We start from the raw sequence: 20,486 nt of genomic DNA, 5'->3' as shown, positions 1-20,486 counted from the left end.
AGCGAGCGGCGCGCGAATCACACGAGGGACAAGGCGAAGAGATGATGGACGTGCGACGGGCAACCGTGGCCGAAGGACGGCTGCGTGTCGATTTTGACGGGCTGAAAGCCTGGCGAGACAGCCTTTCAGGCCGCGCGACATCGGAGCCGCTGCTTCGGCACCTGCCGAAAGCCGAGCTCGTGCTGAAGCGGGCCATTCCGGCGCTGATCGTCGCTTTCCTCTCCGTCGTCGCCGCCTCGCATTTCTTCGGCATGATGAGCGAATATGGACGGCTGGAGTCCTCGGCCCGCCATGCCACGGCCCTTTCGGCGGCAACCGCCTCTGCCGTGTTTGCCGATGCAGCCGACATCTTCGATAGCGGCGACGTCGGCCAAGCGCAGGCCCGGCTTGCCAAATTCCTGCCGCAGGACCGGCTGGACAACGGCGCCTTTGTGCTGCTCGTCCAGGCAAGCGGCAAGGTTTTTGCCGCGACCACCGCCGGGCTTTCGCATGTGGGCAGCAATGTCGGCGATTTCTTCCCCGAGGTCTCGGCGATCCGGCGTTTCGGCGATCGCGCCGGCGTCATCGAAACGACGATCGGCGGCGTGCCGCATTATGCCGAGATCACGCTGATGGGCAATGCCGGCGGTTATATCGTCGCCGCCACTTCGCTCGACGAGATCGGACGGCTCTGGCGCGAGCAACTGGCGCTCAACGTCACGCTGTTTGCCGGCATCTCCTCGATCCTGCTGGTCATCCTCTACGCCTATTACACCCAGGTGAAGCGCGCCCGCGATGCCGACGACATCTTCCTGGAATCGAACCTGCGCGTCGAGACGGCGCTGTCGCGCGGTCGCTGCGGCCTCTGGGACTTCGATTTCGAGAATCGCGAATTCTTCTGGTCGCGGTCGATGTACGACATGCTCGGCCTGCCGGGTTCCGACAAGACGATGGGCTTCGGCGAAGCCGCACGGCTGATGCATCCCGATGACGGCGGGCTCTACGAGATCGCCCGCGCCATCGCCAAAGGTGATTCCGGCCAGGTCGATCAGATCTTCCGCATGCGCCACGCCGGCGGCCATTATGTCTGGATGCGCGCCCGCGCCCAGGTGATCCGCAGCAATTCCGGCCGCATGCACCTGATCGGCATCGCCATGGACGTGACCGAACAGCATCGGCTCGCCCAGCGCTACGCAGAAGCCGACCAGCGCCTGGCCGACGCCATCGAATGCACCTCGGAAGCCTTCGTGCTCTGGGACAAGAACGATCGGCTGGTGATGTGCAACACGCATTTCCAGCAGGCCTATGGCTTGCCGGACAGTGTGCTGGTGCCCGGCACCGAGCGCTCGGTGGTCAATGCCGCCGCCGCCCGTCCCGTCATCGAGCGGCGGATCGCCGATGCCGACGGTTCGGGCTATTCGCGCACAACGGAAGTGCAGCTTGCCGACGAGCGCTGGCTGCAGATCAATGAGCGGCGCACCCGCGATGGCGGCAGGGTCTCGGTCGGAACCGACATCACGCTGATGAAGCGCCATCAGGAGCGGCTGCGCGAATCCGAACGCCGGCTGATGGCGACGATCGGCGATCTCTCGGCCTCGCGCCAGACGCTGGAGATCCAGAAATCCGAGCTTTCGACGGCCAACGCCAACTATCAGGCGGAGAAGGAACGCGCAGAGGCTGCCAACCAGGCGAAATCGGAATTCCTCGCCAATATGTCGCATGAGCTGCGCACGCCGCTCAACGCCATCCTCGGCTTCTCGGAAATCCTGCAGAACCAGATGTTCGGGCCGCTCGGCTCGCTGAAATACGACGAATATGCCCGCGATATCCATGACAGCGGCAAACATCTGCTCAACGTCATCAACGACATTCTCGACATGTCGAAGATCGAGGCCGGCCACCTCCGGCTGCACCGCGAGCGCATCGACCTCGTGCCGCTGATCGAGGAAAGCCTGCGCTTCACCGCCATGCCCGCGGCTGAAAAGAACATCGTCATCGAACAACGCATCTGCTCCGGCCTGACGCTGATGGCCGACCGCCGGGCGATGAAACAGGTGCTGCTCAACCTGCTCTCCAATGCGGTGAAGTTCACCGACAATGGCGGCCGCGTCGCGGTGCGCACCCGCCGGGTCGACGGCGCCGTCCTCGTCACCATCGCCGACACCGGCATCGGCATTCCCCGCTCGGCGCTGGCAAAAATCGGCCAGCCCTTCGAACAGGTGCAGAGCCAGTATGCCAAGAGCAAGGGCGGCTCCGGCCTCGGGCTCGCCATCTCCCGCTCGCTGACCTCGCTGCATGGCGGCCGCATGAAAATCCGCTCACGCGAAGCTGTGGGCACCGTGATCTCGCTGCGCATTCCGGATGATGTTTAGGGTCGCGTCCTTTGAACAAGGAGGCGGATTAAGGATTCCTTTTTCGGCTGAAAGATATCCTGGCTTATCCCGACACAGCACCCCGGTGAAGTAACAAACAATAATCGAGGCTATCCGGCCATGGCGCATCTCCCACGCGTCTCCTCAGCGAAAATCGCCTTGGTCTGTCGCTCAGATAGTGACCAATATTTCCCTGCCGTTGGTGACCACCGCCGTCGCCTCGTGCCAACAGAAGAATTCTTATCGGATTTTATCGACCGAAATATCCGAATCGCCGCTGATAAGTTCCGGCCGTTTTTCCCGTAATATTTGGATTGATGGGAACGTGCTGTCCAACTGCACCTGAAACGCTGCCGCCGCGCCGGATTCATCACGACGCTTGATGCGCTCGTAAATCTCCCGATGTTCCTCGAAAACGGCTGAGAAATGGCCTTCGAGTGGAAATGCCTGTCGGCGGACACGATCAAGTTGACCAGTTGCGTTGTGAATGGTCACCCAGGCATCTGGGAAGCCCGCGCAGTCGCAAATCAGTTTATGGAATTCATTGTCGAGTGCGAAGAACTCGTCGACATCCTTCCTTTTAGCGGCAGCCTTTTGCTTAAACAGCTCAAGCTCGAAGTCTTTTTCGTACTCTTGTCTGAAGTTTCGAGCCGCCAAACGGGTCAGGCGCATTTCGATGGTGTCCCGAACGAGTTGACCTTGCAAGACTTCCCGAAGCACGATCTTGTTAACGAAGGTCCCGTCACTTGGAGCGATCTTTATCAGACTCTCTTTCGCCAACTGCAGGATCGCCTCCCTCAGTGGGGTTCGCGAGATACCAAGCTGCGCGCAAATATCCTTTTCCACGACGGCGCTGTCAGGAGGCATCTTCAACGAGATGATCGCGCTACGCAGCAACTCATAGACCTGAACGGATTTCGATGTCCGACCATCCAACTGGTCAGGAGAAAACAACGGGACGATTTGATCCACGGTTACCTCTGCGATAAGCTGACGACCCGCACCAAGCGGTGATTTTCCAGCAATATACCAATACATCGGCACGCTCCAAATTTTTCCTTGGGGTTCCCTCAAGATTCTCGCTTGCCAGCAGGATATTTGTATACCAATATATCGCTGACAAAGAGCAAGGGACCCATGAATGCTTCAGGCAAAGCCAAATTCAGTCACGCCAGCACTCGCGGCCACATCCAGCTTGCTGACAGCAGACGAGGCGGCGGACCTTGCTCGCGAGCACTACGGCCTCAAGGTCTCCGCTCACCGTCTTTCAGGAGAGAAGGATAGCAACTTCCGTGTCGTAACGGAGAGCGGGAATGAGTATCTGCTGAAAATTGTTAATCCGGGAGAAGATCCCGCAGTGACAAACATGCACACGATGGCTCTTCGGCACGTGGAAGAACGCGATCCGGGAATGCCCGTCCAGCGCGTTGTCCCCGACCTCAACGGCCGCTACGATTTCGAGATTGATTACGGTCCGGCCGATCGCAGAACCGTGCGCCTCGTAACCTTCACCAAGGGCGAGTTGCAGCGCAAAGCACCGCAGACTCCTCAACAGCGCCGCAATATCGGCGCGATGCTTGCGCGCCTGCAAGAGGCTCTCGAGGACTTCCGCCACCCGGCGGAAAGTCACTTTTCCACCTGGGATCTCAAAAACACGCTCTCGATCAAGCCGATGACCGAGGAGATAAAGGATGCTTCGAAAGTCGCTGAACTTTTGAGCTGGGTCGCCCGGTTTAACGTCGAGGTTCTGCCAAAGGTTCCAGACCTCCGCGCGCAGATCGTTCATAATGATTTGAACAGCGACAATGTCGTCGTCGATCCCCTGGAAGCCGATCGTGTCGTTGGAATCATAGATTTTGGTGACATGGTGCGGACTCCGGTCGTCTTCGACGCTGCAGTCGCGGCTGCCTATCAACTGACGGATGCCGACAATCCGATGGTGGCGGCCTGCGATTTGCTTGCTGGGTTTCACAGCAGACGCGCACTGCAACCCGAGGAAATCGAGCTGCTCTTCACGACGATCGTTGTGCGCATGGTGATGCGCATTGCGATCACGGAATGGCGGGCAGTCCGCTTTCCTGAAAACCGCAGCTACATCCTGCGCAACACGCCGCAGTCTTGGCTTCAATTCCATCGCCTCGCCGAAATCCCGCACTCCCAGGCAACCGATATGATTGCCCGCGTACTGTCCCTGTAGGAGCACGTCCGATGTCTTCATCCGCTTCCGCGTATATGATCAATGGCTTCGACCCGAGCACGGTCGATCGCCTTTCCGCTGATGAACAGGCGCTCATTGCGCGTCGCCACAAACTTCTTGGGCCATCCTACAAGCTCTTCTATGAACACCCCGTACACGTCGTGCGTGGCGAAGGCGTTTGGCTCTACGACCCAGACGGCAATGCCTACCTCGATGTCTACAATAATGTACCGTCGGTCGGCCATTGCCATCCCCGGGTCGTCGATGCGATTGCCAATCAGTCCGCAATCCTCAACACGCACACCCGTTATCTGCACGATTCGATCCTCAAATATTCCGATGATCTGCTCGCGACCTATCCCGAGGAAATCGGCAATGTCATGTACACTTGCACGGGAAGCGAGGCGGTCGATCTGGCATTGCGCATCTCCCGCTACTATACCAGCGGCACGGGCATCATCGTTACCGCCAATGCTTATCACGGCCTGACGACTGCCGTTGCGGAAATCTCTCCCTCGATGGGGCCGAATGTTCCGATTGGCCGGCATGTCTATGTTGTCGATGCACCGGACAAATATCGCAGCGAAGGCGAGGATCTCGGCGAGGTCTTCGCCCAGCGTGTCGAAGATGCCATCAAGGCGATGCAGCGCCATGGCATCAAATTTGCCGCCTTTATCGCCGATGGCATCTTCTCGACCGATGGCATCTTGACCGAGCCAGCAGGCTTCCTGAAGAAAACGATCGAGGTCGTTCACGCTGCAGGGGGCCTTTATATCGCCGACGAAGTACAGCCCGGATTTGGCCGTACCGGCACGCATTGGTGGGGTTTCCAACGCCACGGCATAGTCCCGGACCTCGTCGTGATGGGCAAGCCCATGGGCAACGGAATGCCGATCGCCGGTGTTGCCGCGAAGCCCGAAGTTCTCGAGCGTTTCGGCACTGATATCCGGTACTTCAACACCTTTGGCGCCAACACGGTATCAATTGCGGCGGCTCAAGCGGTGCTCGACGTCATCAAAGACGAGAACTTGATGGAGAACTCCGTCAAAATCGGCAGCTACATGGTCGATGGAATGAAGAAGCTCCAGGACAAGTACGAGTCCATCGGCGATGTCCGCGGCGCTGGCCTTTTCATGGGCATGGAGTTTGTTACCGATCGCAAGTCGAAAACGCCGGACGGAAAACTGTCGCTCGGCGTGGTCAACGGACTTCGCGAAAAGCGCATGTTGATCAGCGCTTCCAGCTCATCAGGCAACGTCCTGAAAATTCGCCCTCCACTGCCCTTCACAGCAGAAAACGCCGATCTTTTCCTGTCCGTTTTGGATGGGGTACTCGCCGAACTCTCGTAGGCCCTTGGACCTACGCAACAACAAAAGACGGAAAAAACCGCGCCAACTTTGACCTTCCTAAAGGGGAACGACATGAAACTCTCGCTTATTGTTACCGCCAGCGCTCTGGCGCTCGCTCTGTTTTCTTCGGCGTATGCGGAAGACAGCATCAAGATCGCTACGGAGGGCGTCTATCCTCCGTTCAACTATGTCGAGGGCGGCAAACTGACCGGCTTCGACGTCGACATCGCCAATGCTCTTTGCGAAAAGGCAAGCCTCAAGTGCGAAATCGTTACCCAGGAGTGGGACGGTATGATCCCGGCGCTTGTGGCACACAAGTTCGATGCGATCGTAGCCTCGATGGCAATCACCGAAGAGCGGAAGAAGAAGATCGACTTCACGGCAAAGTATTATGATACGCCCGCCGCATTCCTAGTACCGAAGGATGCCAAGGTGACCGACATATCTCCCGCCGCGCTGGCCGGCAAGACGATTGGCGTTCAGGGCTCGACGACGCAGCAAAACTACCTTGAAGATGATTATAAGAACTCTACCATCAAGACCTATTCATCAGTCGATGACGCAAGCGCGGACCTGGCGGCCGGGCGTCTTGATCTCGTCTTGTCGGATAAGGTCCTGCTTAACGAATGGCTGAAAAAATCTTCTGACGGTTCGTGCTGCGAACTCGTCGGGGGCGATATCCGTTCTCCGAAGTTTGGCGCCGGCAAGGGTATTGCCGTTCGTAAGGAAGATACGGCGCTCCGTGAAAAGTTTGATGCTGCGCTGAAGGAAATCCTCGCCGATGGCACCTACAAGGCCATCAACGCGAAGTATTTTCCGTTCTCGATCTACTGAAGCCAACCCCTCCGGCGCCCGGCCAGCAATGGCCGGGCCATGACGTTATCGGGAGACGACGGTGGATCTTCTTCACTTACTTTCATTCAGCCCTGACGGTTGGGGTCAGCCGCTGCTCGACGGACTGTCACTCACGATCCGACTTGCTCTCACCACTCTTCCGTTTGGACTGCTGCTCGGACTAGGGCTTGCGCTTTTGATCGACGGCAAGCAAAAATTGCTGGCTGGAGCTGCAACCGTTTTTGCGACGACATTTCGTGCCCTGCCCGAACTGCTGACGCTTTTCATCATCTACTATGGCGGTGGCGCGATACTGCAGAGCATTTCGCAGATGCTTTTCGGCACGCCTTTTGGTGAATTCAGCGGTTTTCTCGCGGGCATGATCGCCCTCGGTATCGTCTTCGCCTCCTTCGCTTCGGAAACGTTCGTTGCGGCATTGCGCTCCGTTCCGCGTGGTCAACACGAGGCCGCAGCAGCTTTGGGGTTGTCGCGTTGGCGGACGTTCGCAAGCGTAATCGGGCCTCAGCTTTGGCGGCTGGCCCTTCCTGGGCTCGGCAATCTCTGGTTCGTGCTTCTAAAAGACACGTCGCTGGTCTCGATCATCTCGCTGGCGGATTTGATGCGTCAGACGAATCTGGCGGTCGCGAATACCAAGGAGCCCCTCTTCTTCTACGCAGTTGTCTGTCTGATCTACCTCGTGGTCTCGATGATCTCGTCAAGTGTCGTTGGACTCCTTGAAACGCGGTCCAATCGCGGGATTCTCGGAGGACGGTCATGAATTTCGAATTGCTGTCAAATTACGGTCCGAAGATCCTTTGGGGCCTCGTCGTCACCCTACAACTTGTCCTAACATCGGCACTTATCGGCGCTGTTCTCGCTCTCCCACTCGCCGTTATGCGCAATAGCCGCTTCCTCATTCCTCGCCATATTGCGAAGGCCTATATCGTCTTTTTTCGCGGAACGCCGCTGCTTGGCCAGATCTTCTTGATCTACTATGGCGCCGGACAAATCCGGTCCGAACTGACAACTCTTGGAGTTTGGTGGTTTTTCCGGGACGCGTATTTCTGTGCGTTGTTCGCCTTCACCTTGAACACAATTGCCTACCAAGCGGAAATTTTACGCGGTGCACTCAGTTCCTTGCCCCGAGGTCAGTTCGAAGCCGCCAATTCGCTCGGCCTCAGCCAGACGACAACGTTTTTTCGGATCCTTCTGCCCCAAGCGTTGATCATCGCGCTGCGCCCGCTCGGAAATGAGTTGATTCTGTCGCTTAAAGCGTCAGCCCTTGCGAGCGTTATTACTGTACCGGAGCTTATGCAGGCCACGAAGCTAGCATTCTCCCGATCGTTCGACTTCCAGGTCTATATCTGGGCCGCCGTTCTCTACCTGATGATGGTGGAAACGATCCGCAGACTGTGGGGCGTCCTTGAATTGTATCTCACTCGACATCTCCGCCATCGCGTCACACCGGTTAACAAGCCACCGGTCGTTGTGCAAGCGTGACCAACATGGAGCTTTCAATGGCCGAAAAATCTGCCAATTGCGCCGTGGAGTTCGACAACGTCTCCAAGTGGTACGGCAACCATCAGGTCCTGACGGACATCAGCCTTCAGGTGAAAGAAGGAGAGCGGATTGTTATCGCAGGTCCTTCCGGATCAGGCAAATCGACAATGATCCGCTGTATCAACCATCTCGAGCAGCATCAGAAAGGACGAATTCTGGTCGAGGGAGTGCAGTTGACCAGCGAGCGAAAGCAGATTGAGGCCATCCGCCGCGAGGTCGGAATGGTGTTTCAGCACTTCAACCTTTTTCCCCACAAGACCATTCTCGAAAACTGCACCCTTGCCCTGAGGTCGGTGCGGGGGATGTCACGTTGGGAAGCCAACGACGTAGCAATGGGCTTTCTGGAAAAAGTGAAAATTCCCGAGCAGGCTAACAAATATCCCGGCCAGCTTTCGGGTGGCCAACAGCAGCGCGTGGCGATTGCCCGCTCTTTGGCAATGAAGCCCCGGATCATGCTGTTCGATGAGCCGACCTCCGCTCTTGACCCGGAGATGATCCGGGAGGTCCTCGATGTCATGGTCAATCTCGCCGAAAGCGGAATGACGATGCTTTGCGTCACACACGAGATGGGCTTTGCCCGGCAGGTCGCCGACCGCGTAATATTTATGGCGGATGGAAAGATCGTCGAAACCGCACCGCCCGACGAATTCTTCGACAATCCGAAGGAGCCGCGCAGCCGTGCCTTTCTCCGCCAGCTTATCCACTAGCCCGATGACACCACGCTCCGTCCTGATCACCGGTGCGGCCGGCAATGTCGGCCGCCTGTTACGACCCCTCCTCGGCCGCCACTTCGCGATGAAAGTCACGGACATCGTGGACTTCCGGAGCGAGGAAGGCGAAACGAAAATCATCGGGGATCTTTCCTCGGCGGATTTCTGCAGGCACGCAGTCAGCGGCGTTGATGCCATCGTTCATCTGGCCGGCCTGGTCGGCCCTGACTTTGACTTCGAGGAAACGATCGAACCGAACTATCGGGCGGTTCTCAATCTTTTGGAGGTCAGTCGATTCCATGGTGTTAGACGATTCGTGTTCGCGAGCAGCCATCATGCTGTCGGCCTTTACCCCTCGTCTGGCCGCTACCACGAATGCGCGCCTCCCGCTCCTGATGGCTACTACGGGCTGAGCAAGGCTTTCGGAGAGGCTGCGTGCAGCATGTATGCCCGGCGCTATGGTATCCGCACCATGTTGCTACGCATTGGTAATGCCGATCCTAAAGTGGTCGACGGTCGCCGTGAGCGCCTGTGGACTAGCGCCAGAGATATGGCTCAGCTCATCGACATCGGCCTTCGACATACTGAAGTCGAATGCGACATTGTCTACGCCATATCGAATTGCCCCAATCCAATATTCGATAATCGACGCGCCGAAGAGCTGGGATATCGGCCAGTCGATTTCGCGGTGGAGAACAGAGCAACGAACTTCAAGAACCTTAATGAACTGTCGTCGGAGGCTGTGGCCAAAGTCGGTGGCTTTTTCGCGATCAACGAATTGCCAGCACCATCTGGGAGGAAAGCATGAAAGTCACGTCTGCCGAAGTCATTCTCGTCGAAATTCCCTTTGCGTTGCGCGGGACAGGTGTCGGCATCATGCCGACAGCGTGGAAGACGCTCGAATTTGCACTGGTTCGTCTTGAGGACGAGCTTGGTAATATTGGTTGGGGAGAAGGCTTTGGTTATTCGCTCATCGACGCGACGAAGTCTGTGATAGATCGCTTGATTTTGCCGCTCCTTGTGGGCGCAGAGATTGATGACATTCCGGCGTGGAATGCAAAAACACAACGGCAGTTGCACATGTTCGGGCGTTATGGCGTCACGATCTTTGCACTCTCGGGAGTGGACATTGCCCTATGGGACCTTGCAGCGAAGCGCGCCGGAAAACCGCTATACCAGTTGCTAGCAGGTGAGCGTCAGATCCGCCACGAGATCCCGTTCTATGCAAGCCTTGTCCGGTACGTCGAGTATGATTTGGTCGTGGACGCTTCTAAACAAGTGCGGGAAGCCGGCTTCAACCGCATCAAGCTGCATGAGATCACGTTACCGGCGATCGCTGCCTGCAGAAGAACGGTCGGCAATCACACCGACATCTGCGTTGACGTCAATTGCGCCTGGTCGACTGGGTTTATCGAGAAGAATCTCGCGGAGTTGAAGGCACTCACACTCACCTGGCTCGAGGAACCGATCTATCCGCCGGAGGATTTTGCAACTCTATCGTCTCTTCGAGGCAAAGGGCTGAACATCGCGGCCGGCGAAAATTGGTGCACAAGCTTCCAGGTCGAGCAGGCGCTCAAAGCTGGCGCTGTTGATTATCTGCAGCCGAGTATGACCAAGGTTGGCGGCATATCCGAATACCTTCGGATCTTGGATCTGGCAGACGGTGCCGGCGCAACGCTGATGCCGCACTCGCCTTACTTCGGTCCTGGTTTTTTCGCCTCGCTACAGGTCGCGGCGGCCCGACCAACTATCGCGGCGCTGGAATACAACTTTGTCCAGCCGGACGCATGGCTGGCTGAAATCGAGGGGATCCGCGACGGCGACATGATCCAAGTGTCGGACAAACCGGGGATTGGCTTCGAGCCCGACCTGGATGTCGTTAAGAAATACGGCCGAGTTCTGGGGAGTAGAAACCAATGAAACCTAACGAGATCCGAAAAATCTGGTCAGAGGGCCGCTGTGTGTTGAACGGATGGCTGTCGATCGCCAATTCATTTTCAGCCGAAATCATGGCCGAACAAGGCTATGATAGCATTGGCATCGACCTGCAGCACGGCATCGTAGATTATCAAGCCGCCGTCTCCATGCTTCAAGGAATGCGGGCGAGCGGCGTGGTGCCGCTGATCCGTGTTCCCTGGCTCGACCCGGCCCAGATCATGAAAGCGCTCGATGCAGGCGCCTATGGCATTGTTTGCCCAATGGTCAACTCGCGCGCCGAGGCAGACGCCCTGGTGTCCTATGTCCGATACCCACCCAAAGGGATCCGCAGTTTCGGACCGTCGCGTGCGGCAATCTCCGCGGGCGCCAACTACGGAGAGGAAGCAGATGACCAGGTGCTTTGCTTTGCGATGATCGAAACCGCCGAAGCCATCAAGAACCTCGAGGAGATCGTTACGACACCCGGGCTGGATGGCGTCTATATCGGGCCTGCCGATCTTACGATCGGCCTTACCGGCATGAAATACCCAACCGGGTTCGACCGAGAAGAACCAGAACTGATCGAGAGTATCAAGCGTATCCTGAACGCTGCACACGGTGCTGGTATCAAGGCGGCGCTTCATTGCGGAACTCCAACCTACGCGGCCAGAGCTGCCGAATGGGGCTTCGACATGGTTACAGTCTCCAATGATGTCAGGCTATTGGCGGGTGCTGCGGCCGCAAGTGTCAAGACATTCCGGGAATTAAGCGCTGCATCGCGATCGAACGGGGCTACCACCTCTTCGACTGAGATGAGTGGCAGAAGCTCGTATTGAATTGAGGGATTGAGAATGACCGCAAACATATCGCCGGCACGGGTCGTCGGCAAAGGACCGACCCGGATCATCGCGGTAACCGGATGGATGGGTGACCATCGCCTCTTCGAACCTTTTGTCCCGTTCATCGACAAGGAGCGATTCAGCTTCGCGCTGCTCGACGCGCGTGGATATGGCAGTCGCATTCGGGAAGAAGGCCCGTACACCATCGAACAGATCGCATCTGACATTGTCGCATGCGCCAGTCAACTCGGATGGGATCGCTTCCACGTTGTCGGCCACTCGATGGCCGGGATGTCCGCACAACGTCTGGCGATCGACATTCCCGATAGACTTGTGTCGGCAATCTTGTTGGCACCGGTGCCCGCTTCGGGAGCAAGGATCGATGATCAGCGTCGCGAGCTACTGCTTGCCGCAGTTCACCAGCCCGATGCGAGAAAGAAGCTTATCAACACAAATACAGGGGGCATCCGTTCTGATGAGTGGCTCGAAAAACTTCGTGACACAAGTCTCGCGGGCACGCGACCTGACGTTCTTGACGCCTACATGGCCTCTTGGACCGGTAAAGGTTTCGCCGACGAAATTCGGAACGTTCGCGTACCTGTACGGGTGATTGTCGGAGAGAAGGATCCCGGTGCCGTGCCGGAACGGCTGAGAGAAACAATCGGGTCGTGGTTTCCTAATTTCGATCTGAAGGTGTTGGAGGGATGCGGACATTATCCAATGTGGGAAGAGCCTGCCGTATTCGCAGAAGCTTTATCCGCGACAATCGCTTGAGGTCACACAGGGATAACGGTAGGCAATTTCGCTCGATCATGCAGTGACAAGTTGATCACTGCATGATCTCGCACGGCCAGCAACCGAGCGAGAGGCTGGAGACGATGGCTTCGAGCTCATAGGACCCTCTTCAGCCAGCCGATGCGGCAGTGAACACCGCCAACTGAGCGGCGAAAGCACTGTTGTATGCGGGCCGCGCTTCGCCGCGGGCGACATAGGCGGAGAGGTTCGGATAGTCGTCCAATATGTCCGATCCCTTCAGCCTGAGCAGCACCGTCACCATCAGAAGATCACCGGCGCTGAACGCGCCGTCCAGCCAGTCGGCATCGCCAAGGCGACGGGAAAGATCGTCCAGCCGTTTCCGGATGCCGACCTCGAGGGCATGCAGGCGCTGCTCATACCAAGGCTCGTCGCGCTCCAGGATTCTGGCGAGAGCGCGGTCGAAGATCGGCGGCTCTATCGTGTTGAGCGCAGCAAACATCCATGCGATCGCGCGCGCTCGGGCATTCGCATCCTCCGGCAGCAGGCCCGCATGACGCTCGGCGATATGGAAGACGATCGCTCCGGACTCGAACAGCGCGAGATCGCCTTCCTCATAGGTCGGAATCTGTCCGAACGGTTGAAGTCTGACATGCGCGGGTTCTCTCATCGCCTTGAACGAAACAAGGCGAACGTCGTAAGGCAGACCCACTTCCTCGAGTGCCCAGCGAACGCGCATGTCACGCGCCAGCCCCTTGCCGCGATCGGGCGAGTGTTCAAAGGCGGTAATGGTAATCGTCATTGGTGTTCTCCCTAGCGTGCCTGCCTTGAAGACGACCGGCTAAACGAGATTCCGACAGCCCATGTTCGAGATAATCCTCGCGGTCATTCCAGCTGATGTGAAATCATGCGCCTGAATTACCGGGCTTCACGACATTCTGGAATATTTTCCGAACCGCTTTCGAAAGCCGCTTTACCTCGGCTTCCAGGGTCTTGATGTCAGGGCAGTCGCCGGCGCGGCAGACGAGTTCGACGAGACCCGACGGCGCCTCCTTCGGATCGAACGGACCGTCAATGGACAGGCGGATCAGTTGCGAGAGGCCGGTATAAAGCGCGAAGGCCTCAAGGCATGTGTCGAGATCGGCTGTCGCCATCAGCCGGTCGCCAAGCACCTTCAGTGCCTCGCCGGTACTCATCCCGTTCACGGCAATGCCGACGCCTCTGGTCGGCGCAATCAGCGCCAGATATTGGGCGATGAATTCGAGATCGATGACGCCGCCGGGGATGAGCTTCAGATCCCACGGGCCGGATGGCGGCTTTTCCTTGTCGATCATTTCGCGCATCTCGGCGACGTCATGCGCCACCTTGGCAACGTCGCGATCGGCCGACAACACCTCCTGGACGATATGCTCAGCTTCGGCGATCAGGCTTTCATTGCCGCAGATCAGTCGGGCGCGGCTGAGCGCCATATGCTCCCAGGTCCATGCCTCCTCGCGCTGGTACTTGCCGAAAGCATTGATGCGGGTGGCGACCGGCCCCTTGTTGCCGGACGGGCGCAGCCGCATGTCCACCTCATAGAGCACACCTTCTGCGGTGGGCGCCGAGAAGGCGGCGATCAGCCTCTGGGTGATGCGGGTGAAATAACGCGTCGCGTCGAGCGGCTTCGGTCCATCGGATTCAGAGGCCGCATCGTCGTAATCATAGAGCAGGATCAGGTCGATGTCGGAACCGGCCGTCAGCTCGAAACTGCCGAGTTTGCCCATGCCGGCGATCGCGATACGCCCGCCGGGATAATCGCCATGGGCGGCCCGCATTTCGCTCACCACGGCATCGAGTGCCGCCGCGATGATGAGATCGGCCAGATGGGTGAAGGCGCGTGCGGCCATCGCACCATTGATCGCGCCGGTCAGCAGGCGGATACCGATCAGGAAGCGCTGCTCGGCGGCGAAGATGCGCAGCCGGTCGAGCACCTCTTCATAGTGGCGCGCCTGGGCGAGCGAGCCCTTCAGCCGTTCGCCGAGATAATCGCGGGTCGGCAGTTCGGCCATCAGGCCGGGGTCGAGCATGCCGTCGAAGACATGCGGCTTGGCGGCGATCACCTCGGCGAGCCGGGGTGCCGAGGACATGATGTTGACGATCAGCGACAAGAGCGCCGGATTGCTGCCGAGCAGCGAGAAAAGCTGGATGCCGGAGGGAAGGCCCGAGATGAAGCTGTCGAAGCGCAGCAGCGCCTCGTCGGCGCGCTTGCTTTCGCCGAAGACCCGCAAGAGCTCCGGCGCCAGCTCCGTCAGCCTTTCGCGCGCTTCCACCGATTGCGTCGCACGGTAACGGCCATAATGCCAGGTGCGGATGATGCGGGAAATGTCGGACGGCCTGGTGAAACCGAGTTTCTTCAGCGTCTCCAGCGTATCGGGGTCGTCGCCCTGGCCGGTGAAGACCAGGTTGCCGGTATCGGTGGAAAGCCTGCTCTCCTGCTCGAACAGGTGGGCATAACGCCGCTCGACCGTTTTCAGCACGCCGACCAGCCGCTCGGAGAAGCTCGGCGTGTCGGTGAATCCCATCATGAAGGCGATGCGCTTCAGGTCGGCATCCGTCTCCGGCAACAGATGGGTCTGCTCGTCGCGCACCATCTGGATGCGGTGCTCGACATCGCGCAGGAACCAGTAGGCCTCCGTCAGTTCGTCACGGGTTTCCGCGTCGATCCATTTCGCCTTGGTGAGTTCACAGAGCGTTTCTTCCGTCGCCCGGCCGCGCAAGGCCGGCATGCGGCCGCCGGCGATCAGCTGCTGGGTCTGGACGAAGAATTCGATTTCGCGAATGCCGCCGCGGCCGAGCTTGACGTTGTGGCCCTTGACCGCAATCGCGCCGTGGCCCTTATGCGCGTGGATCTGCCGCTTGATCGAATGGATATCGGCAATCGCCGCGTAATCGAGATATTTGCGGAAGACGAAAGGGGCGAGCCCGCGCAGGAAATCGCCGCCCGCCGCCAAGTCGCCGGCAACGGCGCGCGCCTTGATGAAGGCTGCCCGCTCCCAGTTCTGGCCCCTGCCCTCGTAATAGATCATCGCCGCATCGACCGGGATCGCCAGCGGCGTCGAGCCGGGATCGGGGCGCAGTCTGAGATCGGTGCGGAAGACGTAGCCGTCGGCCGTGCGCTCCTGCAGGATGCGCACCAGCCGGCGCATCATTCTCGGAAAGACCTCGATCGCGTCATCCGGGTCGGGCACCACGCCTGCTTCTTCGTCGAAGAAGACGACGAGGTCGATATCGGAGGAGTAGTTGAGTTCGGATGCGCCGAGTTTGCCCATGCCGAGCACGATCAAGCCCGAGCCGTCACTGGGTGCCGCCGGATCCCGCAGCCGCAGCTTTCCGCCCTCATGCGCAGCAAGCAGCAGATGGTCGATGGCAGCAGCGACCGAAGCCTCGGCAAGCTCGCTCAGCCAGGCCGTCGTCCCCCGGCCGTCGAAGATGCGCGAGAGATCGGCGAGCGCGACGAGGAAGGCCACCTTGCGCTTGATGATGCGCAGCCTGCTCATCACCACGGATTCGGCGGGTGCCGCCCCCTCGCCGTCCGGTCGCCAGCACCCCCTGGCCTCGGCGACCAGCGCCTCGATCTGCGGCTCCAGCGGCTCGGTGACGGCACCGGCGAGGACGGCGGGGTCGAGATTGGCGATTTCGCGCAGGTAGGGCGACAGCGTCAGCACCGCCGCAATGAAATCGCGAAGCGGCCCTTCCGTCTTCAGCATCGTCGCCACCGACGGCTCGCTTTTGCCGGCCTCCTGAAGGTCGGCCAGCGCCAACTTCAATTCCGTCTGGTTCAGCGGACGCAGCAGCCCTTCGGCGACATCCTTCAGGCCATGCGTCGATTTCGTCAGCATGCGCTCTCCCTGCTTTGGCACCTCAGGAAACGACGACGCAGAATCGCGCTCCGCGCCTTCGATCGAGATTAAACTAGGGTCTTGGCCGAAAACCGCCAATACGCGATTCAACCGATCGTATTTCGGCGGAAGAGATCAGGCAGCCTTGGCCGGGAAGATCATGCTGACGGTCAATCCGCGCTGTTCGGGCTTGTCGGGATCGGTGTCGGAGAGTTCCAGCCGGCCGTTGTGCAGCTCCATCACCGCTTCCACCAGCGAAAGCCCCAGGCCGGTCCCGGGTTTCGACCGGCTTTCATCGAGGCGGACGAAGCGCTTCACCACATCGTCGCGCCGGTCGGCCGGAACACCCGGTCCGTGGTCGGCGACCGACAGGCAGATGCCATCCGGGCGGCGGGAAAGCTTCAGCGACACCTCGCCCGCCCCTTGCGTATCGGAGGAATATTTGATCGCATTGTCGAGCAGATTGAAGATCGCCTGGCCGATCAGCTCGCGATTGCCCTGCACCTCGACATCCGGTTCGATGCTGGAGCTGAGGCCAAGCCCGGCCTCCTCCGCCGCCGGCTCATAGAGTTCGGCGCTGTCGGAGACGATCGCCGAAAGCTCCACCGGCGACATCTCGGCGGCGACCGATCCGGCCTCGACGCGGGAGATCATCAACAGGGCGTTGAAGGTGCGGATCAGCTGATCCGATTCGGAAATAATCCCTTCCAGTGCTGCGCGCCGCGTCTCGCCATCGCTGATATCGAGCGCATCGGCCGCCTTGTTGCGCAGCCGCGTCAGCGGCGTCTTGAGATCATGGGCGATATTGTCGGACACCTGCCGCAGACCCTCGTTCAGCTTCTCGATACGCTCCAGCATGGTGTTCAAAGACATCGATAAACGGTCGAATTCATCGCCGGAGCCGCCGACGGGCAGGCGCTGCGATAGGTCGCCGGCCATGATCTTCTTGCTGGCATCGGACATGCGGTCGATGCGTTTCAGCGCGTTGCGGCCGATGGCGAACCAGATGATGATGGCGCCGAGCCCCATGATCGCCAAAGCCACCATCAGCGCCTGGCGCACCAGCAGACGGAAACGCTCGGGATCGCCGAGGTCGCGGCCGATCAGGATTCTGAGACCGTTGTCGAGCACGAAGATATTGGCGATCGCCTTGTGGCGCCGCTCGATACCGCTGTCGGTATAGCGCTGATAGATGAAGGGCGCGGAGGTCCAGCCGATCTCCTCGAAGACACCCGGCTGCACCGACGCGACGTTGCCGGCGAGAATATCGCCCGAGGGACCGGCGATGATGTAGAGATTGGCGCCCGGCTGGCGGGCACGCCGCTCCATGGTGCGCAGGAGAAGGTTCATGCCGCCGGTGTCATAGGCGCGCTGCACCTGCTCCACCTCCTGTCGGACGGCGTCGCGGATCTGGCCGGTCAGCAGCCGTTCCGACATCGCCGTCACATAGAAGACGAGCGTCGCGGCGCAGATGGCGAAAAGCAGGATATAGAGTGCCGAAAGGCGGACTGCGGTGGACTTGAAGAGAACCCTGAAACGGCTCATCCCTCATCCTTGATCATGTACCCCGCGCCCCGGATGGTCTTCAGGAGGGGCTGGTTGTAGTCCTTCTCGATCTTCGAGCGCAGGCGCGAGACATGCACGTCGATGACGTTGGTCTGCGGGTCGAAATGGTAGTCCCAGACATTTTCGAGCAGCATAGTGCGGGTCACCACCTGGCCGGCATTCTTCATCAGATATTCGAGCAGGCGAAATTCGCGCGGCTGCAGCAAGATCTCCTTGCCGCTGCGGCGCACCTCATGGGAGAGCCGGTCGAGTTCGAGATCACCGACGCGATAGACGACGTCCTGATCCGGCGTGCCCTTGCGGCGGCCGAGCACTTCGACGCGCGCCAAAAGTTCGCTGAAGGCATAGGGCTTCGGAAGGTAGTCGTCGCCGCCGGCGCGAAGACCGGTGACGCGGTCATCGACCTGACCGAGTGCGGAGAGGATGAGGACCGGCGTATGGATGGCCTTGCGGCGCAGCTCGCTGATGACGGAGAGCCCGTCGCGGCGCGGCAACATGCGGTCGATGACGATGACGTCGTAGGTATTTTCCGACCCCATGAACAGGCCGCTCTCGCCGTCGCTGGCGTGATCGGCGACGATGCCCGCCTCACGAAAGGCTTTCGTGAGGTAGACCGCGGCTTCGAGATCATCTTCGATGATGAGAATCTTCATGCGGCCGACATTACCCACCGGCTGCGTTTCGGCAAGGCTCAAAGCATTTTCCTGCGGGGCGGCGCTCATGGCGATCATCCTTCAAAGCTCAGAAGAATCGAGCCGCGCGGACTTTCGTCCGCACGGCTCTCGTTTTCTTAAGGATCAGCCCTGGCCGTTGATCGGAAGCGCGACGAAACGGCTTCCTTCACCGGACTGGATCTGGAACAGTGCACGGGTGCGGCCGTCCTTCTTGGCCTGGTTCAGCACCTTGACGATATCTTCGGGGCTGGAGACCTCCTGGTTGTTGACCGAAGTGATCTTCTCGCCTTCCTTGATGCCCTTGTCGGCAGCGTCGGAATCCGGGTCGATGCCGGTGATCGCCAGGCCCTTGCCGTCGTCGGAAGGACCGACCGTCAGGCCGAGATCGGCAAGCGCCTTCTCGGAAGCCGGTGCCTCAGGCTGCTGCGGCTGGTTGTTGTCATCGGCCGACGCATCCTTCTGATCGATCGGCAGCGTGCCGAGCTCGACGGTGAGAGACTGGGCCTTGCCGGCACGCCAGACCGAAAGCTCGACCTTGCTGCCCGGCTGCATCGCACCGATGCGGCGGCTGAGATCACGTGCATCCTTGATCGTTTCGCCATTCAGCGCAGTGACAACGTCGCCCGCCTTCATGCCGGCCTTGTCACCCGGCGATCCGGCCTGCGGGGCCACGACAAGGGCGCCGCTCGGCTCGGACAGGCCGATGGACTCGGCGATATCCTTGGTCACCGGCTGGATCTGCACGCCCAGCCAGCCGCGCGACACCTGGCCGTCCTTCATCAGATCGGCAACGACATCCTTGGCGGTCGAGGCGGGAATGGCGAAGGCGATGCCGACGCTGCCGCCCGACGGCGAGAAGATCGCGGTATTGATGCCGACGACTTCGCCGCTGAGGTTGAAGGTCGGACCGCCGGAGTTGCCACGGTTCACGGCAGCATCCACCTGCAGGTAATCGTCATAAGGGCCGGAGCCGATATCGCGGCCACGGGCCGAGACGATGCCTGCTGTGACCGTGCCGCCGAGACCAAAGGGGTTGCCGACGGCAACGACCCAGTCGCCGACGCGGACATTGTTGTCGTCGGCCCAGTTGACGTAGGTGAACTTCTTACCCTTGCCGTCGACCTTCAGCACGGCGAGGTCGGTGCGCGGATCCTTGCCGATCAGCTTGGCATCGAGCTCGGTGCCGTCATTCATCACGGCGACGAAGGCCTGGCCATCGGACACGACGTGGTTGTTGGTGACGATATAGCCGTCTTCGGAGATGAAGAAGCCGGAGCCCTGGGCGACGGGGCGCAGACGACCCTTGCCGCCCGGACCGTTCGGGCCGCCATTCGGGCCGTTCTGGCCGAAGCGCCTGGGATGGCCCTGCTGGTCATTCGGATCCTGGCCGAACTGCTTGAAGAACCGCTTCAGCGGGTGATCGTCGGGAAGGTCGTCGAAGCCGCGGCCGTTGAAATCGAAGGAGAAGCCGTCATTGTTGTCGGAGACGGGATTGACGCGGTTTTCGACCCGGACGGAAACGACGGCCGGCGAGACGGCGTCGACCACATTGGCGAAGCTCGGAACGGCAGGCGCCTGAACCTTGACAGCTTCGGCATAAGACCGGGTGATTTCGAGCGGAACGCCGGTTGCGAGCACAGCGGCTGCGATACCGGCGACGGTAGAAGCCTTGAGCACAGTGGCGAGGGACGGACGTCCGTTGAAATTCTTGAGCATTGGAGCACCTTCTCTTGTTCTTAAATCTTCAGACCGGCGACGCCGGATCAGTCGATGAATGAAGATATAGGACGCCGCACCTTACTGCGAACTGTCCGGCCAATGAAAAGTTGGTAATGTTTGTAATGTTTGCTTTTGGCCA

Annotated in this window: 17 protein-coding genes; 11 read left to right on the top strand and 6 right to left on the bottom strand. The window is 59.5% G+C overall.

The genetic code is table 11. From position 1 onward, the window contains the following. Positions 1-41: 41 nt before the first annotated feature. Positions 42-2,351 (top strand): PAS domain-containing sensor histidine kinase, encoded by a 2,310-nt coding sequence (locus tag NE851_RS16865; protein WP_097623069.1) that lies wholly within the window; start codon positions 42-44, stop codon positions 2,349-2,351. A 240-nt stretch (positions 2,352-2,591) separates the two neighbouring features. On the opposite strand, the gene NE851_RS16860 is transcribed toward NE851_RS16865, so the two are convergent. Next, on the bottom strand, positions 2,592-3,389 hold the full coding sequence (locus tag NE851_RS16860; protein ID WP_245445204.1) for a GntR family transcriptional regulator: 798 nt from the start codon (positions 3,387-3,389) through the stop codon (positions 2,592-2,594). Positions 3,390-3,492: 103 nt separating this feature from the next. Between NE851_RS16860 and NE851_RS16855 the strand changes: the two genes are divergently transcribed. The 10 genes from NE851_RS16855 to NE851_RS16810 all read left to right on the top strand — a co-directional run bounded on the left by NE851_RS16855 (position 3,493) and on the right by NE851_RS16810 (position 12,531). Next, a complete protein-coding gene (locus NE851_RS16855; protein ID WP_097623070.1) occupies positions 3,493-4,548 on the top strand; it encodes a phosphotransferase in 1,056 nt (351 codons plus the stop codon). Positions 4,549-4,583: 35 nt separating this feature from the next. Beyond that, complete coding sequence (locus NE851_RS16850; protein WP_179877560.1) at positions 4,584-5,897, top strand: aspartate aminotransferase family protein; 1,314 nt, start codon at positions 4,584-4,586, stop codon at positions 5,895-5,897. 72 nt (positions 5,898-5,969) lie between these two features. Continuing rightward, entirely contained in the window at positions 5,970-6,731 is a 762-nt protein-coding gene (locus NE851_RS16845; RefSeq protein WP_097623089.1) for a transporter substrate-binding domain-containing protein, read from the top strand. A 61-nt stretch (positions 6,732-6,792) separates the two neighbouring features. After that, complete coding sequence (locus NE851_RS16840; protein WP_097623072.1) at positions 6,793-7,509, top strand: ABC transporter permease; 717 nt, start codon at positions 6,793-6,795, stop codon at positions 7,507-7,509. After that, entirely contained in the window at positions 7,506-8,231 is a 726-nt protein-coding gene (locus tag NE851_RS16835) for an ABC transporter permease (RefSeq protein WP_097623073.1), read from the top strand. Before NE851_RS16840 ends, NE851_RS16835 begins: the two co-directional genes overlap by 4 nt. 17 nt (positions 8,232-8,248) lie before the next feature. Next, the gene (locus NE851_RS16830; protein WP_097623074.1) at positions 8,249-8,998 is read left to right on the top strand and encodes an amino acid ABC transporter ATP-binding protein; all 750 of its coding nucleotides are present in this window, start codon (positions 8,249-8,251) and stop codon (positions 8,996-8,998) included. Further along, complete coding sequence (locus tag NE851_RS16825; protein ID WP_210203323.1) at positions 8,970-9,809, top strand: NAD-dependent epimerase/dehydratase family protein; 840 nt, start codon at positions 8,970-8,972, stop codon at positions 9,807-9,809. The genes NE851_RS16830 and NE851_RS16825 overlap by 29 nt, the downstream gene beginning before the upstream one ends. Next, complete coding sequence (locus NE851_RS16820; protein ID WP_097623076.1) at positions 9,806-10,921, top strand: mandelate racemase/muconate lactonizing enzyme family protein; 1,116 nt, start codon at positions 9,806-9,808, stop codon at positions 10,919-10,921. The genes NE851_RS16825 and NE851_RS16820 overlap by 4 nt, the downstream gene beginning before the upstream one ends. Further along, the gene (locus tag NE851_RS16815) at positions 10,918-11,754 is read left to right on the top strand and encodes an HpcH/HpaI aldolase family protein (RefSeq protein WP_097623077.1); all 837 of its coding nucleotides are present in this window, start codon (positions 10,918-10,920) and stop codon (positions 11,752-11,754) included. The genes NE851_RS16820 and NE851_RS16815 overlap by 4 nt, the downstream gene beginning before the upstream one ends. A 15-nt stretch (positions 11,755-11,769) precedes the next feature. Continuing rightward, on the top strand, positions 11,770-12,531 hold the full coding sequence (locus tag NE851_RS16810; RefSeq protein WP_097623078.1) for an alpha/beta fold hydrolase: 762 nt from the start codon (positions 11,770-11,772) through the stop codon (positions 12,529-12,531). 130 nt (positions 12,532-12,661) lie between these two features. Here the strand turns inward: NE851_RS16810 and NE851_RS16805 are convergent, their stop codons facing one another. From NE851_RS16805 to NE851_RS16785, 5 genes are all read right to left on the bottom strand, one after another. Next, complete coding sequence (locus NE851_RS16805; RefSeq protein WP_097623079.1) at positions 12,662-13,312, bottom strand: glutathione S-transferase family protein; 651 nt, start codon at positions 13,310-13,312, stop codon at positions 12,662-12,664. Between the two features lie 103 nt (positions 13,313-13,415). Beyond that, positions 13,416-16,388, bottom strand: a complete 2,973-nt coding sequence (locus tag NE851_RS16800; RefSeq protein WP_097623080.1) for a bifunctional [glutamine synthetase] adenylyltransferase/[glutamine synthetase]-adenylyl-L-tyrosine phosphorylase — start codon at positions 16,386-16,388, stop codon at positions 13,416-13,418. 135 nt (positions 16,389-16,523) lie between these two features. Further along, a complete protein-coding gene (locus NE851_RS16795; protein ID WP_097623081.1) occupies positions 16,524-17,933 on the bottom strand; it encodes a sensor histidine kinase in 1,410 nt (469 codons plus the stop codon). Then, positions 17,930-18,685, bottom strand: a complete 756-nt coding sequence (locus NE851_RS16790) for a response regulator transcription factor (protein WP_373289194.1) — start codon at positions 18,683-18,685, stop codon at positions 17,930-17,932. The genes NE851_RS16795 and NE851_RS16790 overlap by 4 nt, the downstream gene beginning before the upstream one ends. 66 nt (positions 18,686-18,751) lie before the next feature. Next, positions 18,752-20,344, bottom strand: a complete 1,593-nt coding sequence (locus NE851_RS16785; protein ID WP_025570247.1) for a Do family serine endopeptidase — start codon at positions 20,342-20,344, stop codon at positions 18,752-18,754. Positions 20,345-20,486: the final 142 nt, after the last annotated feature.

Source organism: Rhizobium anhuiense bv. trifolii (assembly GCF_024346605.1).
GTDB lineage: Bacteria > Pseudomonadota > Alphaproteobacteria > Rhizobiales > Rhizobiaceae > Rhizobium > Rhizobium anhuiense.
The sequence above is the reverse complement of the archived record's forward strand: the minus strand, read 5'-3'. Positions and strand labels throughout refer to the sequence as shown.

What these genes read in the sequence shown, in the direction of transcription:
- NE851_RS16865 (WP_097623069.1), top strand. Translation starts at nt 42, where the DNA reads ATGATGGACGTGCGACGGGCAACCGTGGCCGAAGGACGGCTGCGTGTC.
- NE851_RS16860 (WP_245445204.1), bottom strand. Translation starts at nt 3,389, where the DNA reads ATGTATTGGTATATTGCTGGAAAATCACCGCTTGGTGCGGGTCGTCAG.
- NE851_RS16855 (WP_097623070.1), top strand. Translation starts at nt 3,493, where the DNA reads ATGCTTCAGGCAAAGCCAAATTCAGTCACGCCAGCACTCGCGGCCACA.
- NE851_RS16850 (WP_179877560.1), top strand. Translation starts at nt 4,584, where the DNA reads ATGATCAATGGCTTCGACCCGAGCACGGTCGATCGCCTTTCCGCTGAT.
- NE851_RS16845 (WP_097623089.1), top strand. Translation starts at nt 5,970, where the DNA reads ATGAAACTCTCGCTTATTGTTACCGCCAGCGCTCTGGCGCTCGCTCTG.
- NE851_RS16835 (WP_097623073.1), top strand. Translation starts at nt 7,506, where the DNA reads ATGAATTTCGAATTGCTGTCAAATTACGGTCCGAAGATCCTTTGGGGC.
- NE851_RS16830 (WP_097623074.1), top strand. Translation starts at nt 8,249, where the DNA reads ATGGCCGAAAAATCTGCCAATTGCGCCGTGGAGTTCGACAACGTCTCC.
- NE851_RS16820 (WP_097623076.1), top strand. Translation starts at nt 9,806, where the DNA reads ATGAAAGTCACGTCTGCCGAAGTCATTCTCGTCGAAATTCCCTTTGCG.
- NE851_RS16815 (WP_097623077.1), top strand. Translation starts at nt 10,918, where the DNA reads ATGAAACCTAACGAGATCCGAAAAATCTGGTCAGAGGGCCGCTGTGTG.
- NE851_RS16810 (WP_097623078.1), top strand. Translation starts at nt 11,770, where the DNA reads ATGACCGCAAACATATCGCCGGCACGGGTCGTCGGCAAAGGACCGACC.
- NE851_RS16805 (WP_097623079.1), bottom strand. Translation starts at nt 13,312, where the DNA reads ATGACGATTACCATTACCGCCTTTGAACACTCGCCCGATCGCGGCAAG.
- NE851_RS16800 (WP_097623080.1), bottom strand. Translation starts at nt 16,388, where the DNA reads ATGCTGACGAAATCGACGCATGGCCTGAAGGATGTCGCCGAAGGGCTG.
- NE851_RS16795 (WP_097623081.1), bottom strand. Translation starts at nt 17,933, where the DNA reads ATGAGCCGTTTCAGGGTTCTCTTCAAGTCCACCGCAGTCCGCCTTTCG.
- NE851_RS16790 (WP_373289194.1), bottom strand. Translation starts at nt 18,685, where the DNA reads ATGATCGCCATGAGCGCCGCCCCGCAGGAAAATGCTTTGAGCCTTGCC.
- NE851_RS16785 (WP_025570247.1), bottom strand. Translation starts at nt 20,344, where the DNA reads ATGCTCAAGAATTTCAACGGACGTCCGTCCCTCGCCACTGTGCTCAAG.